At 62.7% G+C, this 25,037-nt stretch carries 24 protein-coding genes and 1 tRNA gene; 14 read left to right on the forward strand and 11 right to left on the reverse strand.

Annotated features, from left to right (window positions below):
* Window positions 1-107: 107 nt before the first annotated feature.
* Both APH28_RS19880 and APH28_RS19885 read right to left on the reverse strand, forming a co-directional pair.
* Complete coding sequence (locus APH28_RS19880; protein ID WP_060512237.1) at window positions 108-1,214, reverse strand: GlxA family transcriptional regulator; 1,107 nt, start codon at window positions 1,212-1,214, stop codon at window positions 108-110.
* A 392-nt stretch (window positions 1,215-1,606) separates the two neighbouring features.
* Complete coding sequence (locus tag APH28_RS19885) at window positions 1,607-2,983, reverse strand: L-serine ammonia-lyase (RefSeq protein ID WP_060512238.1); 1,377 nt, start codon at window positions 2,981-2,983, stop codon at window positions 1,607-1,609.
* 442 nt (window positions 2,984-3,425) lie between these two features.
* On the opposite strand from APH28_RS19885, the gene APH28_RS19890 reads away from it, so the two are divergent.
* The 3 genes from APH28_RS19890 to choV all read left to right on the forward strand — a co-directional run bounded on the left by APH28_RS19890 (window position 3,426) and on the right by choV (window position 6,478).
* Complete coding sequence (locus APH28_RS19890; protein WP_060512239.1) at window positions 3,426-4,373, forward strand: choline ABC transporter substrate-binding protein; 948 nt, start codon at window positions 3,426-3,428, stop codon at window positions 4,371-4,373.
* A gap of 81 nt (window positions 4,374-4,454) precedes the next feature.
* Window positions 4,455-5,303: a choline ABC transporter permease subunit gene (choW, locus tag APH28_RS19895; RefSeq protein WP_177334279.1), complete on the forward strand. Its 849-nt coding sequence runs from the start codon at window positions 4,455-4,457 to the stop codon at window positions 5,301-5,303.
* Complete coding sequence (gene choV / locus APH28_RS19900; protein WP_027917566.1) at window positions 5,300-6,478, forward strand: choline ABC transporter ATP-binding protein; 1,179 nt, start codon at window positions 5,300-5,302, stop codon at window positions 6,476-6,478. Before choW ends, choV begins: the two co-directional genes overlap by 4 nt.
* 119 nt (window positions 6,479-6,597) lie before the next feature.
* Here the strand turns inward: choV and hisF are convergent, their stop codons facing one another.
* The 6 genes from hisF to APH28_RS19930 all read right to left on the reverse strand — a co-directional run bounded on the left by hisF (window position 6,598) and on the right by APH28_RS19930 (window position 11,569).
* The gene (hisF, locus tag APH28_RS19905; RefSeq protein WP_008091498.1) at window positions 6,598-7,368 is read right to left on the reverse strand and encodes an imidazole glycerol phosphate synthase subunit HisF; all 771 of its coding nucleotides are present in this window, start codon (window positions 7,366-7,368) and stop codon (window positions 6,598-6,600) included.
* Window positions 7,369-7,378: 10 nt separating this feature from the next.
* Entirely contained in the window at window positions 7,379-8,116 is a 738-nt protein-coding gene (hisA, locus tag APH28_RS19910; RefSeq protein WP_060512241.1) for a 1-(5-phosphoribosyl)-5-[(5-phosphoribosylamino)methylideneamino]imidazole-4-carboxamide isomerase, read from the reverse strand.
* A gap of 27 nt (window positions 8,117-8,143) precedes the next feature.
* Window positions 8,144-8,404, reverse strand: coding sequence for a DUF2164 domain-containing protein (locus APH28_RS19915; RefSeq protein WP_060512242.1), 261 nt, complete (start codon window positions 8,402-8,404; stop codon window positions 8,144-8,146).
* Window positions 8,405-9,043 carry an imidazole glycerol phosphate synthase subunit HisH gene (gene hisH / locus APH28_RS19920; protein ID WP_060512243.1) on the reverse strand — a complete coding sequence of 213 codons (639 nt, stop codon included), beginning with the start codon at window positions 9,041-9,043 and terminating at the stop codon, window positions 8,405-8,407. It abuts the gene before it with no gap.
* Window positions 9,044-9,637 carry an imidazoleglycerol-phosphate dehydratase HisB gene (gene hisB, locus APH28_RS19925; RefSeq protein WP_027917570.1) on the reverse strand — a complete coding sequence of 198 codons (594 nt, stop codon included), beginning with the start codon at window positions 9,635-9,637 and terminating at the stop codon, window positions 9,044-9,046. It lies immediately after the preceding gene.
* Between the two features lie 270 nt (window positions 9,638-9,907).
* Complete coding sequence (locus APH28_RS19930) at window positions 9,908-11,569, reverse strand: OFA family MFS transporter (protein WP_060512244.1); 1,662 nt, start codon at window positions 11,567-11,569, stop codon at window positions 9,908-9,910.
* 366 nt (window positions 11,570-11,935) lie between these two features.
* On the opposite strand from APH28_RS19930, the gene APH28_RS19935 reads away from it, so the two are divergent.
* The 6 genes from APH28_RS19935 (at window position 11,936) to APH28_RS19960 (ending at window position 17,353) form a co-directional block, all read left to right on the forward strand.
* Window positions 11,936-14,173 carry an AsmA family protein gene (locus tag APH28_RS19935; protein ID WP_060512245.1) on the forward strand — a complete coding sequence of 746 codons (2,238 nt, stop codon included), beginning with the start codon at window positions 11,936-11,938 and terminating at the stop codon, window positions 14,171-14,173.
* Window positions 14,170-15,237 carry an A/G-specific adenine glycosylase gene (mutY, locus tag APH28_RS19940; protein ID WP_060512246.1) on the forward strand — a complete coding sequence of 356 codons (1,068 nt, stop codon included), beginning with the start codon at window positions 14,170-14,172 and terminating at the stop codon, window positions 15,235-15,237. The genes APH28_RS19935 and mutY overlap by 4 nt, the downstream gene beginning before the upstream one ends.
* Window positions 15,234-15,506 (forward strand): oxidative damage protection protein, encoded by a 273-nt coding sequence (locus tag APH28_RS19945; protein WP_060512247.1) that lies wholly within the window; start codon window positions 15,234-15,236, stop codon window positions 15,504-15,506. The genes mutY and APH28_RS19945 overlap by 4 nt, the downstream gene beginning before the upstream one ends.
* Window positions 15,507-15,596: 90 nt before the next feature.
* A tRNA-Phe gene (locus APH28_RS19950) sits at window positions 15,597-15,672 on the forward strand.
* A 187-nt stretch (window positions 15,673-15,859) separates the two neighbouring features.
* On the forward strand, window positions 15,860-16,849 hold the full coding sequence (gene ppk2, locus APH28_RS19955; RefSeq protein ID WP_060512248.1) for a polyphosphate kinase 2: 990 nt from the start codon (window positions 15,860-15,862) through the stop codon (window positions 16,847-16,849).
* Between the two features lie 60 nt (window positions 16,850-16,909).
* Window positions 16,910-17,353, forward strand: a complete 444-nt coding sequence (locus APH28_RS19960) for a hypothetical protein (protein ID WP_060512249.1) — start codon at window positions 16,910-16,912, stop codon at window positions 17,351-17,353.
* Between the two features lie 171 nt (window positions 17,354-17,524).
* On the opposite strand, the gene gabP is transcribed toward APH28_RS19960, so the two are convergent.
* Window positions 17,525-18,910, reverse strand: a complete 1,386-nt coding sequence (gene gabP, locus APH28_RS19965; RefSeq protein WP_060512250.1) for a GABA permease — start codon at window positions 18,908-18,910, stop codon at window positions 17,525-17,527.
* A 633-nt stretch (window positions 18,911-19,543) separates the two neighbouring features.
* Between gabP and APH28_RS19970 the strand changes: the two genes are divergently transcribed.
* From APH28_RS19970 to APH28_RS19990, 5 genes are all read left to right on the forward strand, one after another.
* Entirely contained in the window at window positions 19,544-20,317 is a 774-nt protein-coding gene (locus APH28_RS19970; RefSeq protein WP_060512251.1) for an ABC transporter ATP-binding protein, read from the forward strand.
* 11 nt (window positions 20,318-20,328) lie between these two features.
* Window positions 20,329-21,090 (forward strand): ABC transporter substrate-binding protein, encoded by a 762-nt coding sequence (locus tag APH28_RS19975; protein ID WP_060512252.1) that lies wholly within the window; start codon window positions 20,329-20,331, stop codon window positions 21,088-21,090.
* Window positions 21,091-21,148: 58 nt separating this feature from the next.
* Window positions 21,149-21,841: an ABC transporter permease gene (locus APH28_RS19980; protein ID WP_060512253.1), complete on the forward strand. Its 693-nt coding sequence runs from the start codon at window positions 21,149-21,151 to the stop codon at window positions 21,839-21,841.
* Window positions 21,842-22,531, forward strand: coding sequence for an ABC transporter permease (locus APH28_RS19985; RefSeq protein ID WP_060512254.1), 690 nt, complete (start codon window positions 21,842-21,844; stop codon window positions 22,529-22,531).
* 136 nt (window positions 22,532-22,667) lie between these two features.
* Window positions 22,668-23,873: a methyltransferase gene (locus tag APH28_RS19990; RefSeq protein WP_060512255.1), complete on the forward strand. Its 1,206-nt coding sequence runs from the start codon at window positions 22,668-22,670 to the stop codon at window positions 23,871-23,873.
* A 292-nt stretch (window positions 23,874-24,165) separates the two neighbouring features.
* On the opposite strand, the gene APH28_RS19995 is transcribed toward APH28_RS19990, so the two are convergent.
* Together APH28_RS19995 and APH28_RS20000 are read right to left on the reverse strand one after the other, a co-directional pair.
* A complete protein-coding gene (locus APH28_RS19995) occupies window positions 24,166-24,438 on the reverse strand; it encodes a DUF3077 domain-containing protein (RefSeq protein ID WP_060512256.1) in 273 nt (90 codons plus the stop codon).
* On the reverse strand, window positions 24,431-24,703 hold the full coding sequence (locus APH28_RS20000) for a hypothetical protein (protein WP_060512257.1): 273 nt from the start codon (window positions 24,701-24,703) through the stop codon (window positions 24,431-24,433). Before APH28_RS20000 ends, APH28_RS19995 begins: the two co-directional genes overlap by 8 nt.
* Window positions 24,704-25,037: the final 334 nt, after the last annotated feature.

Raw genomic sequence — 25,037 nt, forward strand, 5'->3', positions numbered from 1 at the left:
AACCGGCCCCTTCGCAGGTAAACCCGCTCCCACAGTTACTGCACCGCTTTTGAACTCGGTGCAGTACCTGTGGGAGCGGGTTTACCCGCGAAGGGGCCGGTGCCGTTTCAGAGCCTTACACTGGCAAAGGTCGACTCGTTGCGCGCCTGGCTCAGGGCTGCCATCGGCCCGCTGTGCGGCGACAAGGTCATGGCCTGCGGAATCGGCATCATCGCCACCTGCTGCGCCGTGTTGGAGCCCACACGCTCGTCACGCGGCGGAATGCCGAAGTACTCGCGGTAGCACTTGGAGAAGTGCGGGGTCGACACAAAGCCACACACCGAGGCCACTTCGATGATCGACATCGGGGTCTGCTTGAGCAATTGCCGTGCGCGAATCAGGCGCAGCTTCAGGTAGTAGCGCGATGGCGAACAGTGCAGGTACTTCTGGAACAGCCGTTCAAGCTGCCGGCGTGATACCGACACGTACACCGCCAGCTCGTCGAGGTCGATCGGCTCTTCGAGGTTGGCCTCCATCAGCGCAACGATCTCCTGCAGCTTCGGCTGGTTGGTGCCGAGCATGTGCTTGAGCGGCACGCGCTGGTGGTCCTGTTCGTTGCGGATGCGCTCATAGACGAACATCTCGGAGATCGCCGCCGACAGCTCGCGGCCATGATCGCGGCTGATCAGGTGCAACATCATGTCCAGCGGCGCGGTGCCGCCGGAGCTGGTGAAGCGGTTACGGTCGAGGGTGAACAGGCGGGTACTCATGTTGACACGCGGGAAGGCCTCCTGCATCGCCGCCAGGCATTCCCAGTGCACGCTGCAGTCGAAGCCGTCGAGCAGACCAGCGCAGGCCAGTGCCCAGCTGCCGGTGCACACCGCACCCAGGCGACGCGACTGGCGGGCCTGGGCCTGCAGCCAGGTGACATGCTCACGGGTTACGGTGCGCTGGATGCCGACGCCACCACAGACAATCACGGTGTCGATGGGCGGTGCGTTGTGCATGGCGGCATCGGGCGTGATCTGCAGGCCGTCGCTGGCCCACACCTGGCCGCCATCGACGGTCAGCGTGTGCCAGCGGTACAGCTCGCGGCCGGACAGCTGGTTGGCCATGCGCAGCGGCTCTACCGCCGATGCCAGGGAAATGAGGGTGAAATTGTCCAAAAGAAGAAACCCGATGGACTGGGGTGCTGTGCGGTTCTGGGTTGGGTTCCCGGAGGTGTACGACGTCATCGCGATTTCTCCTCACACAAATGCAGGGCGTGCCTCAGGCGGGCACTGATTTCTTGTTATGGCCCCGGATTCGTGTGCAGGGGCTTGTTGCCAATCTCAACGCAAAGGCCGTGCCTGAAATTGAACGACCATCCGAAAAAACCTGAAAACGACGCCTTCATTCGGCAAATCAGGCACTTCGATCACGTTGGCAAGACTTCGCAAACCGCCGTCCTAGCGCCTTGCGTGTAACGGCTGAGCAATTTGGTGACACGCGCAGTGTAGGTTGCCCAGAAACGACACTCTTGAGTGTCACCGACAATGCCCATACTGAATGCGACACCCGACGATTGGTCCAAACACAAACGCCCCGAAACGGGGCGTTATGAGCCTGTCAGCCTGCTATTGGCGCATCAGCATTCAATGGCGCTGACCGCCAGGCCACCGCGCGAGGTCTCTTTGTACTTGTCGTGCATGTCGGCCCCGGTATCACGCATGGTTCGGATCACCTGGTCGAGGGAAATGAAGTGCTCGCCATCGCCGCGCAGCGACATCTGCACGGCGTTGATCGCCTTCACCGCAGCAATCGCGTTGCGCTCGATGCACGGCACCTGCACCAGGCCGCCGACCGGGTCGCAGGTCAGGCCGAGGTTGTTTTCCAGGGCGATTTCGGCGGCGTTCTCCACCTGTGCCGGGGTCGCCCCCAGCACTTCGGCCAGGCCTGCCGCGGCCATGGCGCAGGCCGAACCGACCTCACCCTGGCAGCCGACTTCGGCGCCGGAAATCGACGCGTTCTTCTTGCACAGGATGCCCACGGCGGCAGCGGCGAGGAAGTAGTCGACCACGCTGGACTCGTTCACCGCATCGCTGAAGCGCATGTAGTAGTGCAGCACCGCCGGGATAATGCCGGCGGCACCGTTGGTGGGCGCGGTAACCATGCGCCCACCGGCGGCGTTCTCTTCGTTGACCGCCAGGGCGAACAGGTTGACCCACTCCATGGCGCTCATGGTCGAGCCGATCACGTTGGGCTTGCCGATTTCCTGCAGGCTGCGGTGCAGCTTGGCGGCGCGGCGGCGCACGTTGAGCCCGCCGGGCAGCGTGCCTTCATGTTTCAGGCCGTTGTTGACGCATTCCTGCATGGCTTCCCAGAGCTTTTGCAGGCCGGCGCGGATCTCTTCCTCGCTGCGCCAGACCTTCTCGTTGGCCATCATCAATTGCGACACGCTGAGGTCGTTTTGCTTGCACAGGCGCAGCAGTTCGGCGGCGCTGTTGAAATCATACGGCAGCACCGTCTGGTCGGCATCCAGCACGCCGCTGGCGGCCTGCGCCGCGTCGACCACGAAACCGCCACCGACCGAGTAGTAGGTGTCGCGGTGCAGCTCGCCGTGGGCACCTTCGGCGATCAGGGTCATGGCGTTGGGGTGGTACGGCAGGTTTTCGTCCAGCAGCAGCATGTCGCGGGCCCAGACGAATTCGATGGGCAGGCGGTTATCCAGCTTGAGGGTGTTGGTTTCGCGCAGGTCGGCGATACGCGGGACGATCTGGGTCGGGTCGATGGCGTCCGGCCATTCGCCCATCAGGCCCATGATGGTGGCGTTGTCGGTGCCGTGGCCGATGCCGGTGGCCGACAGCGAGCCATACAGCCGCACCTCGATCCGTTGCACCTGGTCCAGCTCGCCGCGCTCACGCAGGCCCTGGACGAACAGCGCGCCAGCACGCATGGGGCCGACGGTGTGGGAGCTGGAGGGCCCGACACCGATTTTGAACAGGTCGAACACGCTGATGGCCATTGTCGCTTCACCTCTTGCTGGGCTTGTCTCTGCGCGCCATGCGCAGGGCGGGGCAACTGCTAGGCTGAAGCTGCGAGCCGCCACGAATGCACGCATCATCGGGCTTTTGCCTACCCCCTCGCCGTCTGCAACCGACGTACTTTTGTCCAGCAGCGCCGCAGCCTTTTCAGCCACCTGCGCGCCGCTTTCGAGCGGCCTGGTGACGCAAAAATGCGGCTACAGGGGTGTAAAAACTCATAAACGACATCGCCCGTACTGGATGCGACCCGTTCCGTACTGGTTACGACCCCACCAGTAGGCGATTGCCCGGCGCTGGAGGATTATCGAAAGCGACTCGTAAAGCACGGCCACGCAACCTGCCCTCTGCAGGCCTGGTCGACCGGACCCTGAGAAAGCCCGGCGACCCATGCGAACCCGAAGACAAAATCACAGGAGTCCATCCATGAAAGGTTCACCCTCGCTGTTGCTGGTCGCGATGCTGTCCGCACCGTTCCTGGCCCAGGCCGCCGAACCGGAGCAGTGCCAGACGGTACGCTTCTCCGATGTCGGCTGGACCGACATCACCGTCACCACGGCGACTACCAGCGTTGTGCTCGAAGCACTGGGTTACAAGACCCACACCACCATGATCTCGGTACCGGTGACCTACAAGTCGCTGGCCACCGGCAAGGACCTGGACGTGTTTCTCGGCAACTGGATGCCGACCATGGAGAACGACATCAAGCAGTACCGCGACGCCGGCACGGTGGACACCGTGCGCGCCAACCTGGAAAACGCCAAGTACACCCTGGCCGTACCCCAGGCGCTGTATGACAAGGGGCTCAAGGATTTCAGCGACATTCCCAAGTTCAAGAAGGAACTGGACGGCAAGATCTACGGCATCGAGCCCGGTAACGACGGCAACCGCACCATCCAGAGCATGATCGACAAGAACGCCTTCGGCCTGAAGGACGCTGGTTTCAAGATCGTGCAATCGAGCGAGGCCGGCATGCTGTCGCAGGTCGACCGCGCGCAGAAGCGTGGCGAGGCGGTGGTGTTCCTGGGCTGGGAACCGCACCCGATGAACACCCGCTTCAAGATGCAGTACCTGACCGGCGGGGACGAGTTCTTCGGCCCCGATTTCGGCAAGGCCACCGTACTGACCAACACCCGCAAGGACTATGTGCAGGAATGCAGCAACGTCGGCCAACTCCTGAAGAACCTGTCGTTCGAGCTCAAGGATGAAAGCACCATGATGGGCTACGTCCTGGACGACAAGATGAAGCCCGAGGCGGCCGCCAAGAAGTGGCTGAAAGACAACCCTGGCAAGCTGGACACCTGGCTTGCGGGCGTCACCACCGTGGATGGCAAACCCGGCCTTGAGGCGGCCAAGGCCAAGCTCGCTCAATAACGCAATACGTCGTAGCGCTACCTCGGGGCGGGACCGTGCTCGCCCCGGACTGATTTCAATCTTTGCAGGTGGAAGCTCGCTATCATGCTTATCGATCAGAAAATACCCTTGGGCCAGTACATCGCGTCGTTCGTCGAATGGCTGACCCAGAATGGCGCGAATTATTTTGACGCCATTGCCCGAGGCCTGGAGTTCATGATCCATGGCGTCACCAGTACCCTGACCTTCTTCAACCCGTTCGTGCTCATCGCCCTGTTTGCCGCCCTGGCGCATTTCATCCAGCGCAAGTGGGCACTGACCGCATTCGTTGCCCTCTCCTTCCTGCTGATCCTCAACCTGGGGTACTGGCAAGAAACCATGGAGACCCTGGCCCAGGTGACCTTCGCCACCGTGGTCTGCGTGGCCATCGGCGTGCCGCTGGGCATCGTCGCCGCGCACAAGCCGATGTTCTACACCGGCATGCGCCCGGTGCTCGACCTGATGCAGACGGTACCCACCTTCGTTTACCTGATCCCCACCCTGACCCTGTTCGGCCTGGGCGTGGTGCCGGGGCTGATCTCGACGGTGGTGTTCGCCATCGCCGCGCCGATCCGTCTGACCTACCTGGGCATCTGCGACGTGCCGCAAGAGCTGATGGACGCCGGCAAGGCCTTTGGCTGCTCGCGCCGCCAGCTGCTCACCCGTATCGAACTGCCGCACGCGATGCCAAGCATCGCCGCCGGCGTTACCCAGTGCATCATGCTGTCGCTGTCGATGGTGGTGATCGCCGCCCTGGTGGGCGCCGATGGCCTGGGCAAACCTGTGGTCAACGCACTGAACACCGCCGATATCTCCCTGGGCTTCGAAGCGGGCCTGGCGATCGTGCTGCTGGCGATCATGCTCGACCGTATCTGCAAGCAACCGGAACTGCCGGTAAGGGGTGAGGCATGAGCATCATTCGTTTCGAAGACGTCGACGTAATCTTTTCCAACAAGCCGCGCGAAGCACTGGCGCTGCTGGACAAAGGCCAGACCCGCGAGCAGATCCTCAAGCAGACCGGCCTGGTGGTCGGTGTGGAAAAGGCCAACCTGGATATCAACAAAGGCGAGATCTGCGTGCTGATGGGCCTGTCCGGCTCGGGCAAGTCGAGCCTGCTGCGCTGCATCAACGGCCTCAACACCGTAAGCCGCGGCAAGCTGTTCGTCGAGCATGAAGGCAAGCACATCGACATCGCCCACTGCACCCCGGCAGAGCTGAAGATGATGCGCACCAAGCGCATTGCCATGGTGTTCCAGAAGTTCGCCTTGATGCCGTGGCTGACGGTGCGCGAGAACATCAGCTTCGGCCTGGAAATGCAGGGCCGCCCGGAAAAGGAACGGCGCAAGCTGGTCGACGAGAAGCTCGAGCTCGTTGGCCTGACGCAATGGCGCAACAAGAAGCCGGACGAACTCTCAGGCGGCATGCAGCAGCGCGTGGGCCTGGCCCGGGCGCTGGCAATGGATGCCGACATCCTGCTGATGGACGAACCGTTCTCGGCGCTCGACCCGCTGATCCGACAGGGCCTGCAAGACGAACTGCTGGGCCTTCAGGCCAAGCTGAGCAAGACCATCGTGTTCGTCAGCCACGACCTCGACGAGGCGCTGAAACTGGGCAGCCGCATCGCCATCATGAAGGACGGGCGGATCATCCAGTACAGCAAGCCGGAAGAGATCGTGCTGAACCCGGCCGACGAGTATGTGCGCACCTTCGTTGCCCACACCAACCCGCTAAACGTGCTGTGCGGGCGCAGCCTGATGCGCAGCCTGGACAACTGCAAGCGGGTCAACGGCTCGGTGTGCCTGGACCCGGGTGGCGATTCGTGGCTGGACCTGGGCGAAGGGAATTCGATCAAGCGTGCACGCCAGGGGCAGAACGGGCTGGACATGCAGAACTGGGCGCCGGGTCAGGCCGTGGAAGGGCTTGGCCGCAAGCCGACGCTGGTGCATGCCGACATTGGCATGCGTGAGGCGCTGCAGATTCGTTACCAGACCGGGAACAAACTGGTGCTGCAGGAGAATGACAAGGTGGTGGGGATTCTTGGGGATACCGAGCTCTATCACGCGCTGCTGGGCAAGAATCACGGGTGATGCAACTGGGGCCGCGTTGCGGCCCTTCGCGGGCACGCCCGCTCCCACAGGTTCACTACATAGTCTGTAGGAGCGGGCTTGCCCCGCGAATGGGCCGCAACGCGGCCCCAATCAATGGATCAGCGAACGACGATTCCGCGCGAAGCCATGTAGGCCTTGGCCTCAGGCACCGTGTATTCGCCAAAGTGGAAGATGCTGGCCGCCAGCACCGCACTGGCATGCCCTTCCAGAATCCCGTCTGCCAGGTGCTGCAGGTTACCCACACCACCCGAAGCGATCACCGGAATCCCCAGCGCATCGCTGATGGCCCGGGTCACGCCCAAGTCGAAGCCGTTCTTCATGCCGTCCTGGTCCATGCTGGTCAGCAGGATCTCACCGGCACCCAGCCCTTCCATTTTCTTCGCCCATTCAACGGCATCCAGCCCGGTCGGCTTGCGCCCGCCGTGGGTGAAGATCTCCCAGCGCGGTGTTTCACCTGGCCCGGAGACCTTCTTGGCGTCGATGGCGACAACGATGCACTGCGAGCCGAAACGGTCCGCCGCCTCGCCGACAAACTCCGGGTTGAACACCGCGGCGGTATTGATCGAAACCTTATCGGCACCGGCGTTGAGCAGGTTGCGGATGTCCTGCACGGTACGCACGCCACCGCCCACGGTCAGCGGGATGAACACCTGGCTGGCCATGCGCTCGACGGTATGCAGGGTGGTGTCGCGGCCATCGACGCTGGCCGTGATGTCGAGGAAAGTGATTTCGTCGGCACCCTGCTCGTTGTAGCGACGGGCGATTTCCACCGGGTCGCCGGCATCACGGATGTTCTCGAACTTGACGCCCTTGACCACCCGGCCGTTGTCCACGTCCAGGCAAGGGATGATGCGCTTGGCCAGTGCCATGGTTCAGTCCTCAGCCTTGGTAGTTGTCGCAGAAGGCCTGGGCCTCGGCAACATCGAGGGTGCCTTCGTAGATGGCACGGCCGGTGATGGCGCCGATGATGCCCGGGGCCCTGGCGTCCAGCAGGGCCTTGATGTCGCCCAGGTTGTGGATGCCGCCCGAGGCGATCACCGGGATGCGCGTGGCTTCGGCCAGGGCTTTGGTGAACGGCACGTTGCAGCCCTGCATCATGCCGTCCTTGGCGATGTCGGTGTAGACGATCGCCGAGACGCCATCGGCCTCGAAGCGCTTGGCCAGGTCGATGACCTGCACCGAACTCACTTCGGCCCAGCCGTCGGTGGCGACGAAGCCGTCTTTGGCGTCCAGGCCGACGATGACCTTGCCCGGGAAGGCCTTGCACGCTTCGGCGACGAACTCAGGCTGCTTGACCGCCTTGGTACCGATGATGACGTAGCTGACGCCAGCCTTGACGTAGTGCTCGATGGTTTCCAGCGAGCGGATGCCGCCGCCGATCTGGATCGGCAGGTTCGGATAGCGCTTGGCGATGGCGGTGACCACTTCACCGTTGACCGGCTGGCCTTCGAAGGCACCATTCAGGTCGACCAGGTGCAGGCGGCGGCAGCCACCTTCGACCCACTTGGCGGCCATGCTCACCGGGTCGTCGGAAAATACCGTGGAGTCTTCCATGCGGCCCTGGCGCAGGCGCACGCAAGCACCGTCCTTCAGATCGATAGCGGGGATAATCAGCATCTTGGGAACCTGTCTGTTCTTGGGGTTTCAGGGCTTTTCGAGTGCCCACAGATCGCTTTCGATGCTCTCGAACCGCTCCTTGAGGTGCAGCTGAACATCGGCAATCGCCCTGTTGTAGTAATGGGGTGCAATTTCTTTGCTGAACAACTCGAGGACCTCAGCCACCTCGAACGACCCCAGCTGCAGCTCGAAGCGGTCTTCGAGAAAGCGCTTGAGCGTGTCGAGCGCCTCGCGTTCCTCTTCGGGGGCCAGGGTAATGACCGGGGCTTTGGTCTTCGAGCGGCTCATTTACCAGCGCCCGTCCCAGGCGACGAAGTTCTGCAGCAGCTGCAGGCCGTGGGTATGGCTTTTCTCCGGGTGGAACTGCACGGCAAAGCGCGAGCCATCGGCCAGCGCGGCAGCGAAGTCGACGCCATAGTGGCCGCGGCCGACCACCTGGCCCGGCTTGCCGGCATTGATGTAGTAGCTGTGCACGAAGTAGAAACGCGCACGGTCGGAAATGTCGTGCCACAGCGGGTGGTCGATGGTCTGGCTGACTTCGTTCCAGCCCATGTGCGGCACCTTGAGGTGCTCGCCGTCTTCTTTCAGGTCTTTGCCGAAGAAGCGCACCTGGCCAGGGAACAGGCCGATGCAATCGACACCGTCGTTCTCTTCACTGTGGTCGAGCAACGCCTGCATGCCGACGCAGATGCCGAGGAACGGGCGATCCTGGCTCACTTCGCGGACCAGGCTGTCGAAGCCCAGACGGCGGATTTCGGCCATGCAGTCGCGGATCGCACCCACACCCGGGAACACCACGCGGTCAGCCTCGCGGATCACCGCGGCGTCGCTGGTGACCAGCACCTTGCCGGCACCGACGTGCTCGAGCGCCTTGGCCACCGAGTGCAGGTTGCCCATGCCATAGTCGATTACGGCTACCGTCTGCATTTACAGGCACCCTTTGGTCGACGGCATCTGCCCGGCCATGCGCTCGTCGAGGGTCACAGCCATGCGCAGGGCGCGGCCGAACGCCTTGAACACGGTTTCGATCTGGTGGTGGGTGTTGTGGCCACGCAGGTTGTCGATGTGCAGGGTCACCAAGGCGTGGTTGACGAAGCCCTGGAAGAATTCCTGGAACAGGTCGACATCGAAGCCGCCAACGGTGGCGCGGGTGTAAGGCACATGCATCTGCAGGCCTGGGCGGCCGGAGAAGTCGATGACCACGCGCGACAGCGCTTCGTCCAGCGGCACGTAGGCATGGCCGTAGCGGAAGATGCCTTTCTTGTCGCCGATGGCCTGGGCGAAAGCCATGCCCAGGGTGATACCGACGTCTTCGACGGTATGGTGATCGTCGATATGCAGGTCACCCTTGCACTCGATATCCAGATCGATCAACCCATGACGGGCGATCTGGTCCAGCATGTGTTCAAGGAAAGGCACACCGATATCGAATCGGGCCTTGCCACTGCCATCGAGGTTGATCGAGCACTTGACCTGGGTTTCCAGGGTATTGCGCTCGACGGAAGCCTTACGTTCGACCATCACCAGCTCCGCAAAATCATTGGGCGAAAAGGGCTCCATTATAGGCCCAGAACGCGCCAGCTTGAAACGCGGATGACATATGGCATGGCAAGGAATTACGGGGCCGAACAGCCCTACAGGTCTATACAACCGGGTAATTGGGGCTGCTTTGCAGCCCATCGCGACACAAGGCCGCTCCTACAGGGACCGCGTAAGCCTGAGGGTTGTGCGGTCCCTGTAGGAGCGGCCTTGTGTCGCGAATGGGGCGCATGGCGCCCCCAGCGAGCTACCTCAATGGAACAGGACAGCGGTCTTCTGCAAGGTAATCCAAACACCCCAGGCCAGCGGCACCACCACCACAGCCCAAGCCAGCAGCACCAACGGCAGGCTGCCCGGGGCGGCGTGCCATTCCAGCGAGCGCGCACCGTCAGCACCTTTGTCGTGGCTCAGCGCACGCTCTGCGGCCAGTTCGGCATCAGTCATGAAGTACTTGTCGGCCACCGGACGGATCAGCATGTTGCAGATAAAGCCCAGCACCAGCAGGCCGGCGAGGATGTACAAGGTCATGTCGTAGGCCGCTGCACGCTCCACACCCGCCGCCAGTTGATACTCGCGCAGGTAGGTGATCAGCACCGGGCCCAGCACGCCAGCAGCCGCCCAGGCGGTCAGCAGACGACCGTGGATGGCGCCGACCATCTGCGTGCCGAACAGGTCGGCCAGGTATGCCGGCACGGTGGAGAAGCCACCGCCGTACATCGACAGGATGATGCAGAACGCCGCCACGAACAGCGCCACGTTGCCCAGGTGGCCCATGTTCGGCACCAGGCTGTAGAGGCCGACGCCCAGGGCGAAGAAGGCGAAGTAAGTGTTCTTGCGGCCGATATAGTCGGAGAACGACGCCCAGAAGAAGCGGCCACCGATGTTGAACAGGCTCAGCAGGCCGGTGAAGCCGGCGGCAATGGCGGCAATCTGCGCCAGCTGCGCGGCGTTCAGCTCGCTGAAGCTCAGTTCGTTGCCCAGCAGCTTGCCGGCGAACACTTCCTGAAGCAGCGGCGAAGCCATGCCGAGGATGCCGATACCGGCAGAAACGTTCAGGCACAGCACCAGCCATACCAGGGCGAACTGCGGGGTTTTCCAGGCGACGCTGACATGCACGTGGCGGTCGGTGACCATGCCATTGCCGGCTTTCTTCGCCGGTGCGGTCCAGCCTTCAGGCTTCCAGCCGGTCGGCGGAACGCGGTACGCCAGGGCGCCGGCGGTCATGAACACGAAGTAGATCGCGGCCATGGCGACGAAGCTCTGCCACACACCCACTTCTTGCGCGTTGCCGAAGTGGCCCATCAGCGCGGTGGCCAGGGGTGCGCCTACCATAGCGCCGCCACCAAAGCCCATGATCGCCATGCCGGTGGCCATGCCGCGCTTGTCCGGGAACCACTTGATCAGGGTCGAGACCGGCGAAATGTAGCCCAGGCCCAGGCCGATACCGCCGATGACGCCCGAGCCCAGCCACATCAGCCACAGCTGGTGGGTTTTCACGCCGATCGCCGAGATCAGCATGCCGCCGCACCAGCACAGGGCCGATACCAGGCCTGCCTTGCGCGGGCCGGCATGTTCCAGCCAGCCGCCCAGCACCGCTGCCGAGCAGCCGAGGAAGACGAAGAACAGGGTGTAGATCCAGCTCAGCATCGAAATCGGCCAGTCGCATTCGGCGCTGAACATACGGGCGATGAAGCCCATGTCCGCCGAACAGGCGACCGGCGCAGTGATGCCGATGGCTTGCGACAGTGGCAACCAGAACACCGAGAAGCCGTAGGCCATGCCGATGCACAGGTGGATGGCCAGGGCGGCTGGCGGAACCAGCCAGCGGTTGAAGCCCGGACGGGCGATGATGCGCTCCTTCGACAGGAAGCCTGGCGAACGGGCCAGGCCATCTGCCGTGATGGTACTGCTCATGGATTCAATCCTTTTGTAGGTAGACAGTGCTGGCGGATGGCGTCCCGGGCTCTTGTTCTTGCACGCAAGGCGAGCGGGCCTTTTCCCTGGGTAGCGGCCCGCGACAATGGGTCGCGGCCGCTCCGCAAAGCGGCACAAGGGTACCAGTTCGAAGATGACATGAAAGCAATCTGATATCGTTATTTTCGGCTTGGCTGAATCGGTATTTCTGTGCCAGCAACCCGAACGGAACTGCCCGACCCACCGCTGTCGAATCCCGCGCAAGTACGAAATGCCCTGTATCTCTTGTCGAATATTCAGGGCCCACCCCTGCGGCGCTATACTCAGCCGTTCGGAATTCACACTACGGACTACAAGGACTCGCCCATGAAAGCGTTCGGCAAAATCCTGGGACTGGGGCTTCTCGGGTTGCTGCTGATCATCGTGGCGCTGGGCTTCGCCCTGACCCACCTCTTTGATCCCAACGACTACAAAGACGAGATCCGCCAGCTGGCGCGCGACAAGGCCCACGTCGAGCTGACCCTCAATGGCGACATCGGCTGGAGCCTGTTCCCCTGGCTGGGCCTGGAGCTTCACGAAGCCAGCATCGCCACTCTGACCAAACCCAAGGAACCGTTCGCCGACCTGCAGATGCTTGGCCTCTCGGTACGCGTGCTGCCCTTGCTGCGCCGCGAAGTGCAGATGAGCGATGTGCGCGTCGAAGGCCTCAACCTGACCCTGGCGCGTGACGAAAACGGCCACGGCAACTGGGAAGACATCGGCAAGCCGCTGCCGGCGGCAACCGACAGCACGACCAATGCGCCGGCCCAGGCACCTGCCGAGCAACCCGCAAAACCTGCCGAAAGCAGCAGTGAGCGCGCGGTGAAGCTCGATATCGACAGCCTCACCGTGAACAACGCCCGGGTTTACTACACCGACGCCAAGAGCGGCCAGAGCTACAGCGCCGAAAGCATCCAGCTGAGCACCGGCCCGGTCCACGAAGGCACCAACATCGCCCTCAAGGCCAGCGCCTTCCTCAGCGCCAGCCAGCCGGCCATCAAGGCCCGCACCGAGCTTGCCGGCGAACTGCGCTTCGACCGCAAGCTCAAGCGCTACAACTTCGAAGACCTGCGCCTGACCGGCGAAACTTCGGGCGAACCCACCGGTGGCAAGACCGTCACCTTCGGCGCCCAGGGCCAACTGCTGGTCGACATGGGTGCCAACGTGGCCTCGTGGAGCGGCCTGAAAGTCTCGGCCAACCAGCTGCGCGCCCTTGGCGAGCTGAACCTGCGTGACCTCGACAAGGCACCGCAACTGAGCGGCGGCCTGTCCATCGCCCAGTTCAACCTGCGCACCTTCCTCGACGGCATTGGCCACCCGCTGCCGGCCACCAACGACCCGGCCGCGTTCGGCAAGCTTGAGTTGGTGACCCGCCTGCAGGGCTCACCGACCAGTCTGACCCTGGCCGACCTGGCCGTGAAACTGGACGACAGCACTTTCACTGGGCGCGTAGCCATCGAGGACTTTGCCAAGCAAGCCCTGCGCCTGCAGCTCAAAGGCGACAAGTTCGACGCTGATCGCTACATGCCGGCAAAGAGCGAACAAGCCAAAGGTGCCACTGCCGCCCGCCAGGCCGAGGTCCAGCAACAGGAGTCCACCGCCGTGGCCGCTGCCGGTAGCTCGCCGCTGCCCAATGCCCCGACCCAGGTAGCCTGGAGCGACGACAAGCTGTTGCCGGTCGACCGCTTGCGCGTGCTCGACCTGCAAGCTGACCTGGCCTTCGGCTCGCTGACCCTGGACAAACTGCCGATCAGCGACGCTCAGCTGCAGGCCACCGGCCAAGGCGGCCTGCTGACGTTGCAGGCCCTGCGTGGCGGCCTCTACAACGGCAGTTTCGAAGCCAAGGGCAACGTCGACGTGCGCCCTGCGGTACCGCAGATCGGCATCAACACCAAGATCAACCGGGTACCGGTCGAGCACTTCATCAAGGTTGAAGGCAAGGAGCAAACGCCCCCAGTCAAAGGCCTGCTGACCCTGACCAGCGATCTGACCGCCACCGGCAACAGCCAGAAGGCACTGGTCGACACCCTCAATGGCAGCGCAAACTTCACCATCAACGACGGCGTGCTGGTCAACGCCAACCTTGAACAGCAACTCTGCCAGGCCATCGCCACCCTCAACCGCAAGACCTTGAGTGGTGAACCACGCGGCAAGGACACCCCGTTCGAAGAACTGCGCGGCAGCCTGGTGATTCGCAACGGCGTGGCCAGCAACCCGGACCTCAAAGCACGTATCCCGGGCCTGACCGTGAACGGCCATGGCGACCTCGACCTGCGCGTACTGGGCATGGACTACAACGTCGGCGTGATCGTCGAAGGCGACCAACGCGCGATGCCCGACCCGGCCTGCCAGGTCGGTGAGCGCTTCGTCGGCGTGGAGGTACCCCTGCGCTGCCGTGGTCCGTTGGAGCTTGGCGCCAAAGCGTGCCGCCTGGACCAGGACGGCATGGGCAAGGTCGCGGCCAAGCTGGCCGGCAACCGCCTTAAAGACAAGATTGATGAAAAACTCGGAGACAAAGTGAGCCCAGAACTGAAAGACGCGCTCAAGGGGCTGTTCAAGCGATGACCCCCACGCAGTTCTCCAGCGCCGTGCTGGATTGGTACGACCAGCACGGTCGCCACGACCTGCCCTGGCAACAGGGCATCAACCCCTACCGGGTATGGGTGTCGGAAATCATGCTGCAACAGACCCAGGTCAGCACCGTACTCAACTACTTCGACCGCTTCATGCAGGCCCTGCCGACCGTGCAGGCCCTGGCTGAAGCGCCGGAGGACGAAGTGCTGCACCTGTGGACGGGCCTTGGCTACTACACCCGCGCACGCAACCTGCAGAAGGCCGCGAAGATCGTCGTCGAACAGCATGGCGGCGAATTCCCGCGCAGCGTCGAGCAGCTCACCGAGCTGCCCGGCATCGGCCGCTCCACGGCCGGCGCCATCGCCAGTATCAGCATGGGCATTCGTGCGCCGATCCTCGATGGCAACGTCAAGCGCGTGCTGGCCCGCTACACCGCCCAGGCCGGCTACCCCGGCGAGCCCAAGGTGGCGAACCAGCTGTGGGCCACGGCCGAGCGCTTCACCCCGCAGCAGCGTGCCAACCACTACACCCAGGCCATGATGGACATGGGCGCGACGCTGTGTACGCGCAGCAAGCCCAGCTGCCTGATCTGCCCGCTGCAGCGCGGCTGCGAAGCGCACCTGCACGGCGAAGAAACCCGCTACCCCGAGCCCAAGCCACGCAAGGCGTTGCCCCAGCGGCGCACGCTGATGCCGCTGCTGGCCAACCACGAAGGCGCCATCTTGCTTTACCGCCGCCCATCCAGCGGCCTGTGGGGTGGCTTGTGGAGCCTGCCGGAACTGGACGATATCGCCCAACTCGACGACCTCGCCTACCAGCACGGCCTGCGCCTGGCCGAAAGCCGCGCGCTGGACGGCCTGACCCACACCTTCAGCCACTTCCAGCTGGCGATCGAGCCCTGGCTGGTACGCGTCGACCTGGTCGGCCAGCACGTGGCCGAGGCCGACTGGCTCTGGTATAACCTCGCCACCCCGCCGCGCCTGGGCCTCGCCGCCCCGGTCAAGAAGCTGCTCAAACGCGCGGCCGACGAACTGATTGCAGGAGAAGCCCGATGACCCGCACCGTGATGTGCCGCAAGCACAAAGAAGAACTCCCAGGCCTGGCCCGCCCGCCTTTTCCCGGCGCCAAGGGCCAGGACATCTTCGACCATATCTCGCAGAAAGCCTGGGAAGAGTGGCAGAAGCACCAGACCCTGCTGATCAACGAAAAGCGCCTGAACATGATGAACGGCGAAGACCGCAAGTTCATCCAGGGCGAGATGGACAAGTTTTTCGCCGGCGAGGAATACGCCCAGGCGGAAGGGTACGTTCCACCCTCCGAATGACCCCACGAATCGTAAGCGACGGAATTAATTTAAAATTTTTTCAAAAAGTCGTTGACGACCCGTCAGAAAATCTATTTAATTCACCTCGTCGCCCAGATAGCTCAGTCGGTAGAGCAGAGGATTGAAAATCCTCGTGTCGGCGGTTCGACTCCGTCTCTGGGCACCACCTTCAAGCTTCTGGTGGTTGCAAAGTTACCCGAAGCGACAACAAGAAACCCGCCTAGTGCGGGTTTTTTGTTGTCTCGGATTTACTGCCCTGCCCCTCTCCTGCCATTGACCGGTATCAACAAGCCCTCTCTTGCTCAGATTCAAAATTGCAGGTGGACATTCGACCCAACCTCGCAAGGACCTCCATGAGCGAAGAAGCCACCCTCCTGCTCCCCGCCCCCGGCGAATCCTCTTCCCCCGCCCCTGCCGTACCTCGCACGCGCCGCCCTCGCCAACGCAAACCCGAGCCCACCATTACCCAAGTCAGCCAGGCCCCGGCCGCACTGGAAGTAGCCAGCGCACCAAAGGGCAGTAACGAAGACAGCACCTCGGCGCGCCTGCCGGCCAGCTACCCGTACCGCACCCGCCTGCGCCGCCAGGATTACGAGAAGGCCAAGCATGCGTTGCAGATCGAACTGCTGAAGGTACAAAGCTGGGTGAAGGAAACCGGCCAGCGTGTAGTGATCCTGTTCGAAGGGCGGGATGCGGCGGGCAAAGGTGGCACCATCAAGCGCTTCATGGAGCATCTGAACCCACGTGGTGCACGGATCGTCGCCCTGGAAAAGCCTTCCGAGCAGGAACTGGGGCAGTGGTACTTCCAGCGTTACATCCAGCACCTGCCCACGGCGGGCGAAATGGTCTTTTTCGACCGCTCCTGGTACAACCGCGCCGGGGTAGAGAAGGTGATGGGATTCTGCTCGCCACTGCAGTACCTGGAGTTCATGCGCCAGGCACCGGACCTGGAGCGAATGCTGTGCAACAGCGGCATCCTGCTGTTCAAGTACTGGTTCTCGGTGAACCGTGAAGAGCAACTGCGCCGCTTCATCTCGCGCCGGGACGACCCGCTCAAGCATTGGAAGCTGTCGCCCATCGACATCAAGTCGCTGGACAAGTGGGAGGACTACACCGCTGCCAAGGAGGCGATGTTCTTCCACACCGATACTGCCGATGCGCCGTGGACGGTGATCAAGTCGGACGACAAGAAACGCGCACGGATCAACTGCATCCGGCACTTCCTGCATTCGCTAGATTACCCGGGCAAGGACCACAGCGTGGCGTATGCGCCGGATGAGCTACTGGTCGGGCGGGCATCGCGCGGATTCGAGGAGGATGAGCCGACACCGCCCGCCAGTTGAATCGCCCGGGCGGCTGCGCTTCAATACGCGCAATTTCCGAACACCCCAAGGATTCACCCCATGGCCACCCCAACCAAGCAACAGAAACGCGCCAAACGCGCCGCCAGCAAAGCCAAGCAAAACCGCATGGTGCGCAGCGGTCAGGCGGTCAAGGCCAGCGCCGGTGACAGCGCGAGCATCGAGCAGGTGTTCAACAAGGCCATGGAGACCGACAGCTACAAAGAGCTGTTCGACAAGATGAAGGCCGCCCAGGAAACCGGCCTGGTGGCGATGATCTCGGTGTTCCTGGTCGACCCGCTGCTGGCCCTAGTGCTCAAAGGCCACAAGGAAGAGCACGCCACCGACTACATCGTGCTGGTGTTCAACGCCTACCGCACCTGGCTCGACGGCGCCGACGAAGAAACCACCATGGCCTGGCTGGAGAGCGATGAGTTCCAGGAAGCCTATATCGCCGCTTCCGAGCTGGTGGCCAAGCAGCAACAGCAGCAGAAGCAGTTTGGCTGATCGGGCCTGATTACCTGTTACGGCCCTTTCGCGGGGCAAGCCCGCTCCTACAGGTACCGCGCAAACCCCAGGCCTGTAGGAGCGGGCTTGCCCCGCGAAGAGGCCCGCACAGGCAATAAAAAAGGCCGCGCCCTGCAGAGGACGCGGCCTTTTCATTTCAGCCAGCGCAGATCAGTTATCCAGCGCCACCCGCCCGGCAGCTTCACGCTTGCGGTGCACCAGCAAGCCCGCCGCCACCACACCAATGCTCAGCAGCGCAGTCGCGATGATCTCGGCACGGTGGTCTTCACGCAGCGCCATCACCACCAGCACGGCAACGATGAAGGCGATGGTCGCCCAGGTCAGGCCCGGGAACAGCCACATCTTGAAGTCGATCTTCTCGCCGCGTGCTTCACGCTGGCTGCGCATGCGCAGCTGGGAAATGGCAATGACCAGGTACACCAGCAGCGCAATGGCGCCGGAGCTGGCCAGCAGGAACTCGAACACCTGGGCCGGGGCCACGTAGTTGGCGAACACACAGAGGAACGCGGCAGCGGTCGACAGCAGCACAGCCACATGCGGGGTCGCCGCTTTGGTGGTGCGCTGGGCGATGGCCGGGGCGTCGCCACGCTTGCTCAGCGAGAACAACATGCGCGACGAAGTGTACAGCGCCGAGTTCAGGCAGCTGGTCACGGCGACCAGTACGACGATGTCAACGATCAGCTTGGCGTTTGGCACGCCGATGCGGCTCAGCACGGTCTGGTAGGAACCGAGCTCGGCCAGCGCCGGGTCGTTCCACGGCACCAGGGCCACGACCAGGAAGATCGACACCAGGTAGAACAGGCAGATGCGCCAGATCACCGAGTTGGTGGCGCGGCTGATCTGCTTGCCCGGGTCTTTCGATTCGGCAGCAGCGATGGTGACGATTTCAGTACCCATGAACGAGAACATGGTGGTCAGCATGGCCGCCAGCACCGCGCCCAGGCCGTTAGGCATGAACCCTTGGGTGTCGAACAGGTGCGAAACGCCGCTCACTTGGCTGCTTGGCACGAAGCCGAACATGGCGACGCAGCCGACGACGATGAAGCCAATGATCGCCAGCACCTTGAGCAGGGCGAACCAGAACTCGAACTCACCGTAGTTCTTTACGCTGCACAGGTTGGTCAGGGTCAGCGCCAAGGTAATAAGGAGGGAGAACGTCCACAAGTCCACGGACGGGAACCAGGCGTGGAGGATGGCCGCAGCGGCGTTGGCTTCCAGCGGAATGACCAGCACCCAGAACCACCAGTACAACCAGCCGATGGTGAAACCGGCCCAGCGGCCAATGGCGCGGTCGGCATAGGTTGAGAACGAACCCGTATCCGGCGAGGCAATTGCCATTTCGCCGAGCATACGCATTACCAGTACGACCAAGGTACCGGCGGCGGCATAGGCCAGCAGTACGGCCGGGCCAGCTGCCGCGATGGCGTGGCCGGAACCTACGAACAGACCGGCGCCGATAACGCCAGCAATGGACAGCATGGTGACATGCCGTTGTTTGAGCCCCTGAGCGAGGTCATTGGAATTGTTACCGCTCATTGAAACTACCTTTGTAAGGAGTGGACCACGCCGACTGCGGGAACAGAGCGCACCTGGGGTTGACCTAGGCGTCGCTGCAATCGGCGGTTTCCTACTGGCAATAAGCGCGCCATGTGCTGAATGCATTCGTCAGATTGATACACCAACCTTTTAACGGCGCGGGTTGCAGGCCATTCAGCCAACCCTTGACCGAAAGGTCGCCAAACCCCCATGCCAGGTTCGGATTACGGAAATACCCACTTACAAACGCACTAAAGGTGCTCCTCGGTAACACCTTTGCACCAGCGCAAAGCACAAAAGCGCAACCCGGAGGTACAACCTTTTACCGCCTACATCCCTAGCCGGCGGTCGCACCCTCAGCAGCGAGCCAGACCCACGAATGGTCTAAAACCGCTTCCCAGTGCCGGCCAAAACTGGCACCATCGCGCCTTTTTTCATCAAGGCTATGGAGCTGGGCGAGACCCTTTGCGGACATCGTCGCGACGTTGCACTGCAACGATGCGACAAACTGCCCCGGCAACGCCTTGAGCCCCTGCGACCCTGTTGGCCGTCATATTGCCGCTATGCTAGCGTGGCGCTCGCCAGGAAGGCCGCCAACAGCTGGGAACGCACCCGATCACATGAGGACCGCACATGGCCCAGGCCACGCCCGCGCTGGAAATCCGCAATCTGCACAAACGCTACGGCGAGCAGGAAATTCTCAAGGGCATTTCGCTGACCGCGCGCGACGGTGACGTGATCTCCATCCTGGGGTCGTCCGGCTCCGGCAAGTCCACTCTGCTGCGTTGCATCAACCTGCTGGAAAACCCCCACCAGGGCGAAATCCTCGTGGCCGGCGAAAGCCTCAAGCTCAAGGCTGCCAAGAACGGCGACCTGGTCGCCGCCGACAACCGCCAGATCAACCGCCTGCGCAGCGAGGTCGGCTTCGTCTTCCAGAACTTCAACCTGTGGCCGCACATGTCGATCCTCGACAACATCACCGAGGCGCCCCGCCGCGTGCTTGGCCAGAGCAAGGCCGAAGCCATTGAAGCTGCCGAAGCGCTGCTGAACAAGGTCGGCATCTACGACAAGCGCCACAGTTACCCATCCCAGCTTTCCGGTGGCCAGCAGCAACGTGCTGCCATCGCCCGCACCCTGGCCATGAAGCCCAAGGTCATCCTGTTCGACGAGCCGACCTCGGCGCTCGATCCGGAAATGGTCCAGGAAGTGCTTAACGTTATCCGCGCACTGGCCGACGAAGGCCGTACCATGCTGCTGGTGACGCACGAAATGAGCTTTGCCCGCAATGTGTCCAGTGAAGTGGTCTTCCTGCACCAGGGCTTGGTAGAAGAGCAAGGATCGCCACAGCAGGTCTTCGAAAACCCGACCTCGGCGCGTTGCAAGCAATTCATGTCCAGCCACCGCTAACGGAGCAATACATGCACACCTACAAGAAGTTCCTCCTGGCAGCCGCTGCCACGCTGGTGATGTCGGCAAACGCCATGGCCGCGGAAAAACTGCGCATGGGTATCGAAGCCGCCTACCCACCGTTCAACAACAAGGATGCCAGCGGCCAAGTGGTCGGCTTCGACAAGGACATCGGCGACGCCCTCTGCGCCAAGATGAAAGTCGAGTGCGAAGTGGTCACCTCCGACTGGGACGGCATCATCCCGGCCCTGAACGCCAAGAAGTTCGACTTCATCATCTCGTCGCTGTCGATCACCGACGAGCGCAAGCAGGCCGTCGACTTCACCGACCCGTACTACTCGAACAAGCAGCAGTTCATCGCGCCGAAGAACGTCGACTTCAAGACTGACGACAAGTCGCTCGAAGGCAAGACCATCGGCACCCAGCGCGCCACCCAGGCTGCGACCTGGCTGGACGATCACGGCGGCATGGACGGCAAGTTCAAGGTCAACCTGTACGACGGCCAGGAAAACGCCTACCTCGACCTCACCGCTGGCCGCGTCGACGCGATCCTGGCCGACAAGTACGCCAACTACGACTGGCTGAAATCCGAGGCCGGCAAGAACTACGAGTTCAAGGGCGAACCGGTCAACGACAGCGACAAGGTCGGCATTGCCGTACGCAAGGGCGACAACGAGCTTCGTAACAAGCTCAATGCCGCGCTGAAGGAAATTGTCGCCGACGGCACCTACAAGAAGATCAACGACAAGTACTTCCCATTCAGCATCTATTGATTCGCCCCCGACAGGCACCGCCGCTGAGGCGGTGCTTGTCCCTTGAACACAGTTGCCCATGAATATCGACCTGCACGGATTCGGTCCGGCCATGATGGCCGGCACCCTGATGACCGTAAAACTGGCGCTCTGCGCCCTGCTGCTGGGGCTGGTCCTGGGCCTGCTCGGCGCCTTGGCCAAGACTTCCACGATCAAGCCATTGCAATGGCTTGGCGGCTTCTACTCGACCCTGGTGCGCGGCGTGCCCGAGCTGCTCTGGGTCCTGCTCATTTACTTCGGCACCGTCGGCCTGATGAACAGCCTCGGCGAAGCGCTGAACATGCCGGGCCTGGAGCTCAGCGCGTTCGCCGCCGGCGTCATCGCCCTGGGCCTGTGCTTCGGCGCCTATGCCACCGAAGTGTTCCGTGGCGCGATCCTGGCGATCCCCAAGGGCCACCGTGAAGCCGGCCTGGCGCTGGGCCTGTCCAAGGGCCGCATCCTGTCGCGGATCATCCTGCCGCAGATGTGGCGCATCGCGCTGCCCGGCCTTGGCAACCTGTTCATGATCCTGATGAAGGACACCGCGCTGGTGTCGGTGATCGGCCTGGAAGAAATCATGCGCCACGCGCAGATCGGCGTGACCGTGACCAAAGAGCCGTTCACCTTCTACATGGTCGCGGCCTGCATCTACCTGAGCCTGACCGTGGTCGCCATGACTGGCATGCACTTCATGGAAAAGCGCGCCGCTCGCGGCTTTGCGAGGGCCGAATAAATGAATTGGGAAGTCATCCTCAAATGGCTGCCGCGCCTGGCCCAGGGCGCGACCCTGACCCTGGAGCTGCTGGCCATTGCCGTGATCGCCGGGCTGATCCTGGCCATCCCGCTGGGCATCGCCCGCTCTTCGCGCCATTGGTACGTGCGCGCGGTGCCGTTCAGCTACATCTTCTTCTTCCGTGGCACGCCGCTGCTGGTGCAGCTGTTTCTGGTCTACTACGGCCTGGCGCAGTTCGACGCCGTGCGCTCCAGCAGCCTGTGGCCGTACCTGCGCGATCCGTTCTGGTGCACGGCGCTGACCATGACCCTGCACACCGCCGCTTACATCGCCGAGATCCTGCGCGGTGCGCTGCAGTCGATCCCCAAGGGCGAGATCGAAGCGGCACGGGCGCTGGGCATGTCGCGGGGCAAGACGCTGTTCTACATCATGCTGCCGCGCGCCTCGCGCATCGGCCTGCCGGCCTACAGCAACGAAGTGATCCTGATGCTCAAGGCCAGCGCACTGGCCAGCACCGTGACCCTTCTGGATCTGACCGGCATGGCCCGCACGATCATCGCCCGAACCTACCTGCCGGTGGAGATCTTCTTCGCCGCCGGGGTGTTCTACCTGGTGATCTCGTTCGTACTGGTGCAAGGCTTCAAGCTGCTGGAGCGCTGGTTGCGCGTGGACGCCTGCCAGGGTCGTTAAACCTTCACTGCCGCTTTCGCGGGCTCGCCCGCTCCCACAGTTACTGCGCCATTCTTGAGGTTGGCGCCATACTTGTGGGAGCGGGCGAGCCCGCGAAGAGGCCCTCAAAACCACCACACACCTCAAGCCCCGCCCCATGTCCACCTACCTCCACAGCCACCAGTTGCACGACCGCTTCCTGGCCCTCGACCAGTTCCTGACCGAGCACCAACCGCTGTGGAAACCCCGGCCCTTCACCGCCCTGCGCCTGGACTGGGAAGCCCAATACCCTGAACTCGCCGCCCACCTGCGCCAGTGCTCACTGGCCGACGCCGAAGCCGACATCAACCCACAAGGCCTGCCCGCCCCGTTCCCGCAATTGGCCGCGCAAGCCGAGCAACTGGCAGCCTTGGGCGAACTCCCCGACACCGGCCTACCCGCCGCCGGCCACCGACTCGACGTCGCCGTGCCGGGCCGCAAGTGGCAGCAGATCGAAGCCTTCAGCCGCCGCTTGGGCTTTCGCGAGCGCACCCGGCACTGGCTCGACTGGTGCTCCGGAAAGGGCCACCTCGGCCGCCGCCTGCTGCAACCCGGCCAACAGCTGACCTGCCTGGAATACAACGCCGAGCTGGTCGCCGCCGGCCAGGCCCTGAGCGACCACCACCACCTGCCTGCGACCCACATCCACCAGGATGTAATGGCTGCCGGCAGCACCCAGCACCTGAACCACGAGAATAGCGTGGTCGCCCTGCACGCCTGCGGGGAGCTGCACGTGCACCTGCTGCGCCAGGCCAGCCAGCAAGGCTGCCGCCACCTGGCCGTGGCCCCCTGCTGCTACAACCGCATCCCGGGCGAGCACTATCAGCCGTTATCCACAGCCGCGCTGCACTCCTCGCTGCAGCTGAGCATGATCGACCTGGGCCTGCCGCTGAACGAAGCCGTCACCGCCAGCGCCCGCGTGCGCCATCAACGTGATTGCTCCATGGCCCGTCGCCTGGGCTTCGACCTGCTGCAACGCGATCAGCGCCAGTGCGATGAATACCTGTCCACCCCTTCCCTGCCGGTCGCCTGGCTGGACAAGCCTTTCGAGCAGTACTGCCGCGAGCTGGCCGACCTGCGCAAGGTCGAGCTCAGTGGCAACCCGGACTGGGCCGCGCTGGAGGCCGCCGGTTGGCAGCGCCTGGCCGAGGTGCGCAACCTCGAGCGCCTGCGCAACCTGTTCCGCCGCCCGCTGGAGCTGTGGCTGGTGCTCGATCGCGCCCTGTTCCTCGAAGAACAGGGCTACAACGTTCAGCTGGGTACTTTCTGCAATTACCTGCTCACCCCACGCAACCTGCTGCTACTGGCGGAACGTGACCGTTAGCCGCAGCACAACCTGTGGATAAGTCTGTGAACAAGCTTTTGATGACTGGATGGAGCCAAGCGCTATTTCAAACGTTTGGCTTATTCCGGCATACGCCTCAAGCCCAGTAAAAACAGGTGTTTGCGCAAAGACCGGCGGTATGGAGAAGCGGCATGCCTTTCGCGCAACGTGGCAATGCCTCTTGTGCATAAACAAAAATTCGATTAGGCAATAGCCCCCACAGGTACACCCAGAAATAAGGCCTGATTGCATACCTTGTGGGAGCGGGCGCGCCCGCGAAGGGGCCCTCGAATCAATGCACTTTGTGCTTGGCAAGCTCGATATCGTTCATCAACGCCTTGGCCAGCGCCAAGAGATAATCCGCAGCGCCCAACAGCTTGTGGTCATCCTCCATATCCCCCTCGCGCACAAGGTGCTTGATATAGCCGAGCAACACCGACACATGCTCGTAGGCATGATCGATAGGGATACCCGGCTGCACGCGTAGCAGATCGACTGTCGGGTTGCCTGCTTCCAGAAAGGTCTCCACGCCCGCCGTGACGAGGGTATTAGCGGTATCACTCATGCGCCTGTCCCTCCTCATCGCTCATGCTCGCCAATGCATGCAGGAACAGGATCAGTGCCGATTCGGCGGCAAAGGCGGCGTTGGCCAATGTGTTCAAGCCAGGTTCACCAGCGTGAAGGCGGCAGTGTTCATCGATGGTTTCGGCGACGCCGCGGATCAGCTCCGCGCCATGGGTGATGGCATCTTCGGAGGAGATGTCGCTGTGGACGGAGAAGTATGGGGTTTGGATTAAGTAACGAGGTGGATCCGGAACGATTTTTTTCATAATGGAAATCCCTATGTTCAGACAGGGATTGCCACTCTCATTCTTTCTCACGGAACAAAGGCGGCAACCGTACACGGGGTGAGAAACCGAGTGAACATAGGAAGCTCGGCCAGACCGAAATCTGCCCGCGCACGGTCGCCATAACGCAGCCGCTACATTCATATCGGGTTCTCACACCCGGTCACCAGTTTTGGCGACCCGAGAACGTTAGCCCCGGGGCATTTCCCCGCCAATGGTGAACGGTCGACTGCGCTCGTAGGATAATTCCCAAATACCCCAATCCTGAAGCATTTGGTCTCAAGTTCAGAAATCCCTCACAAAATCACCGCTGTCT

Origin of the sequence: Pseudomonas sp. NBRC 111124 (assembly GCF_001320245.1) — a bacterium.
In the GTDB taxonomy this organism is placed as follows: Bacteria; Pseudomonadota; Gammaproteobacteria; order Pseudomonadales; family Pseudomonadaceae; genus Aquipseudomonas.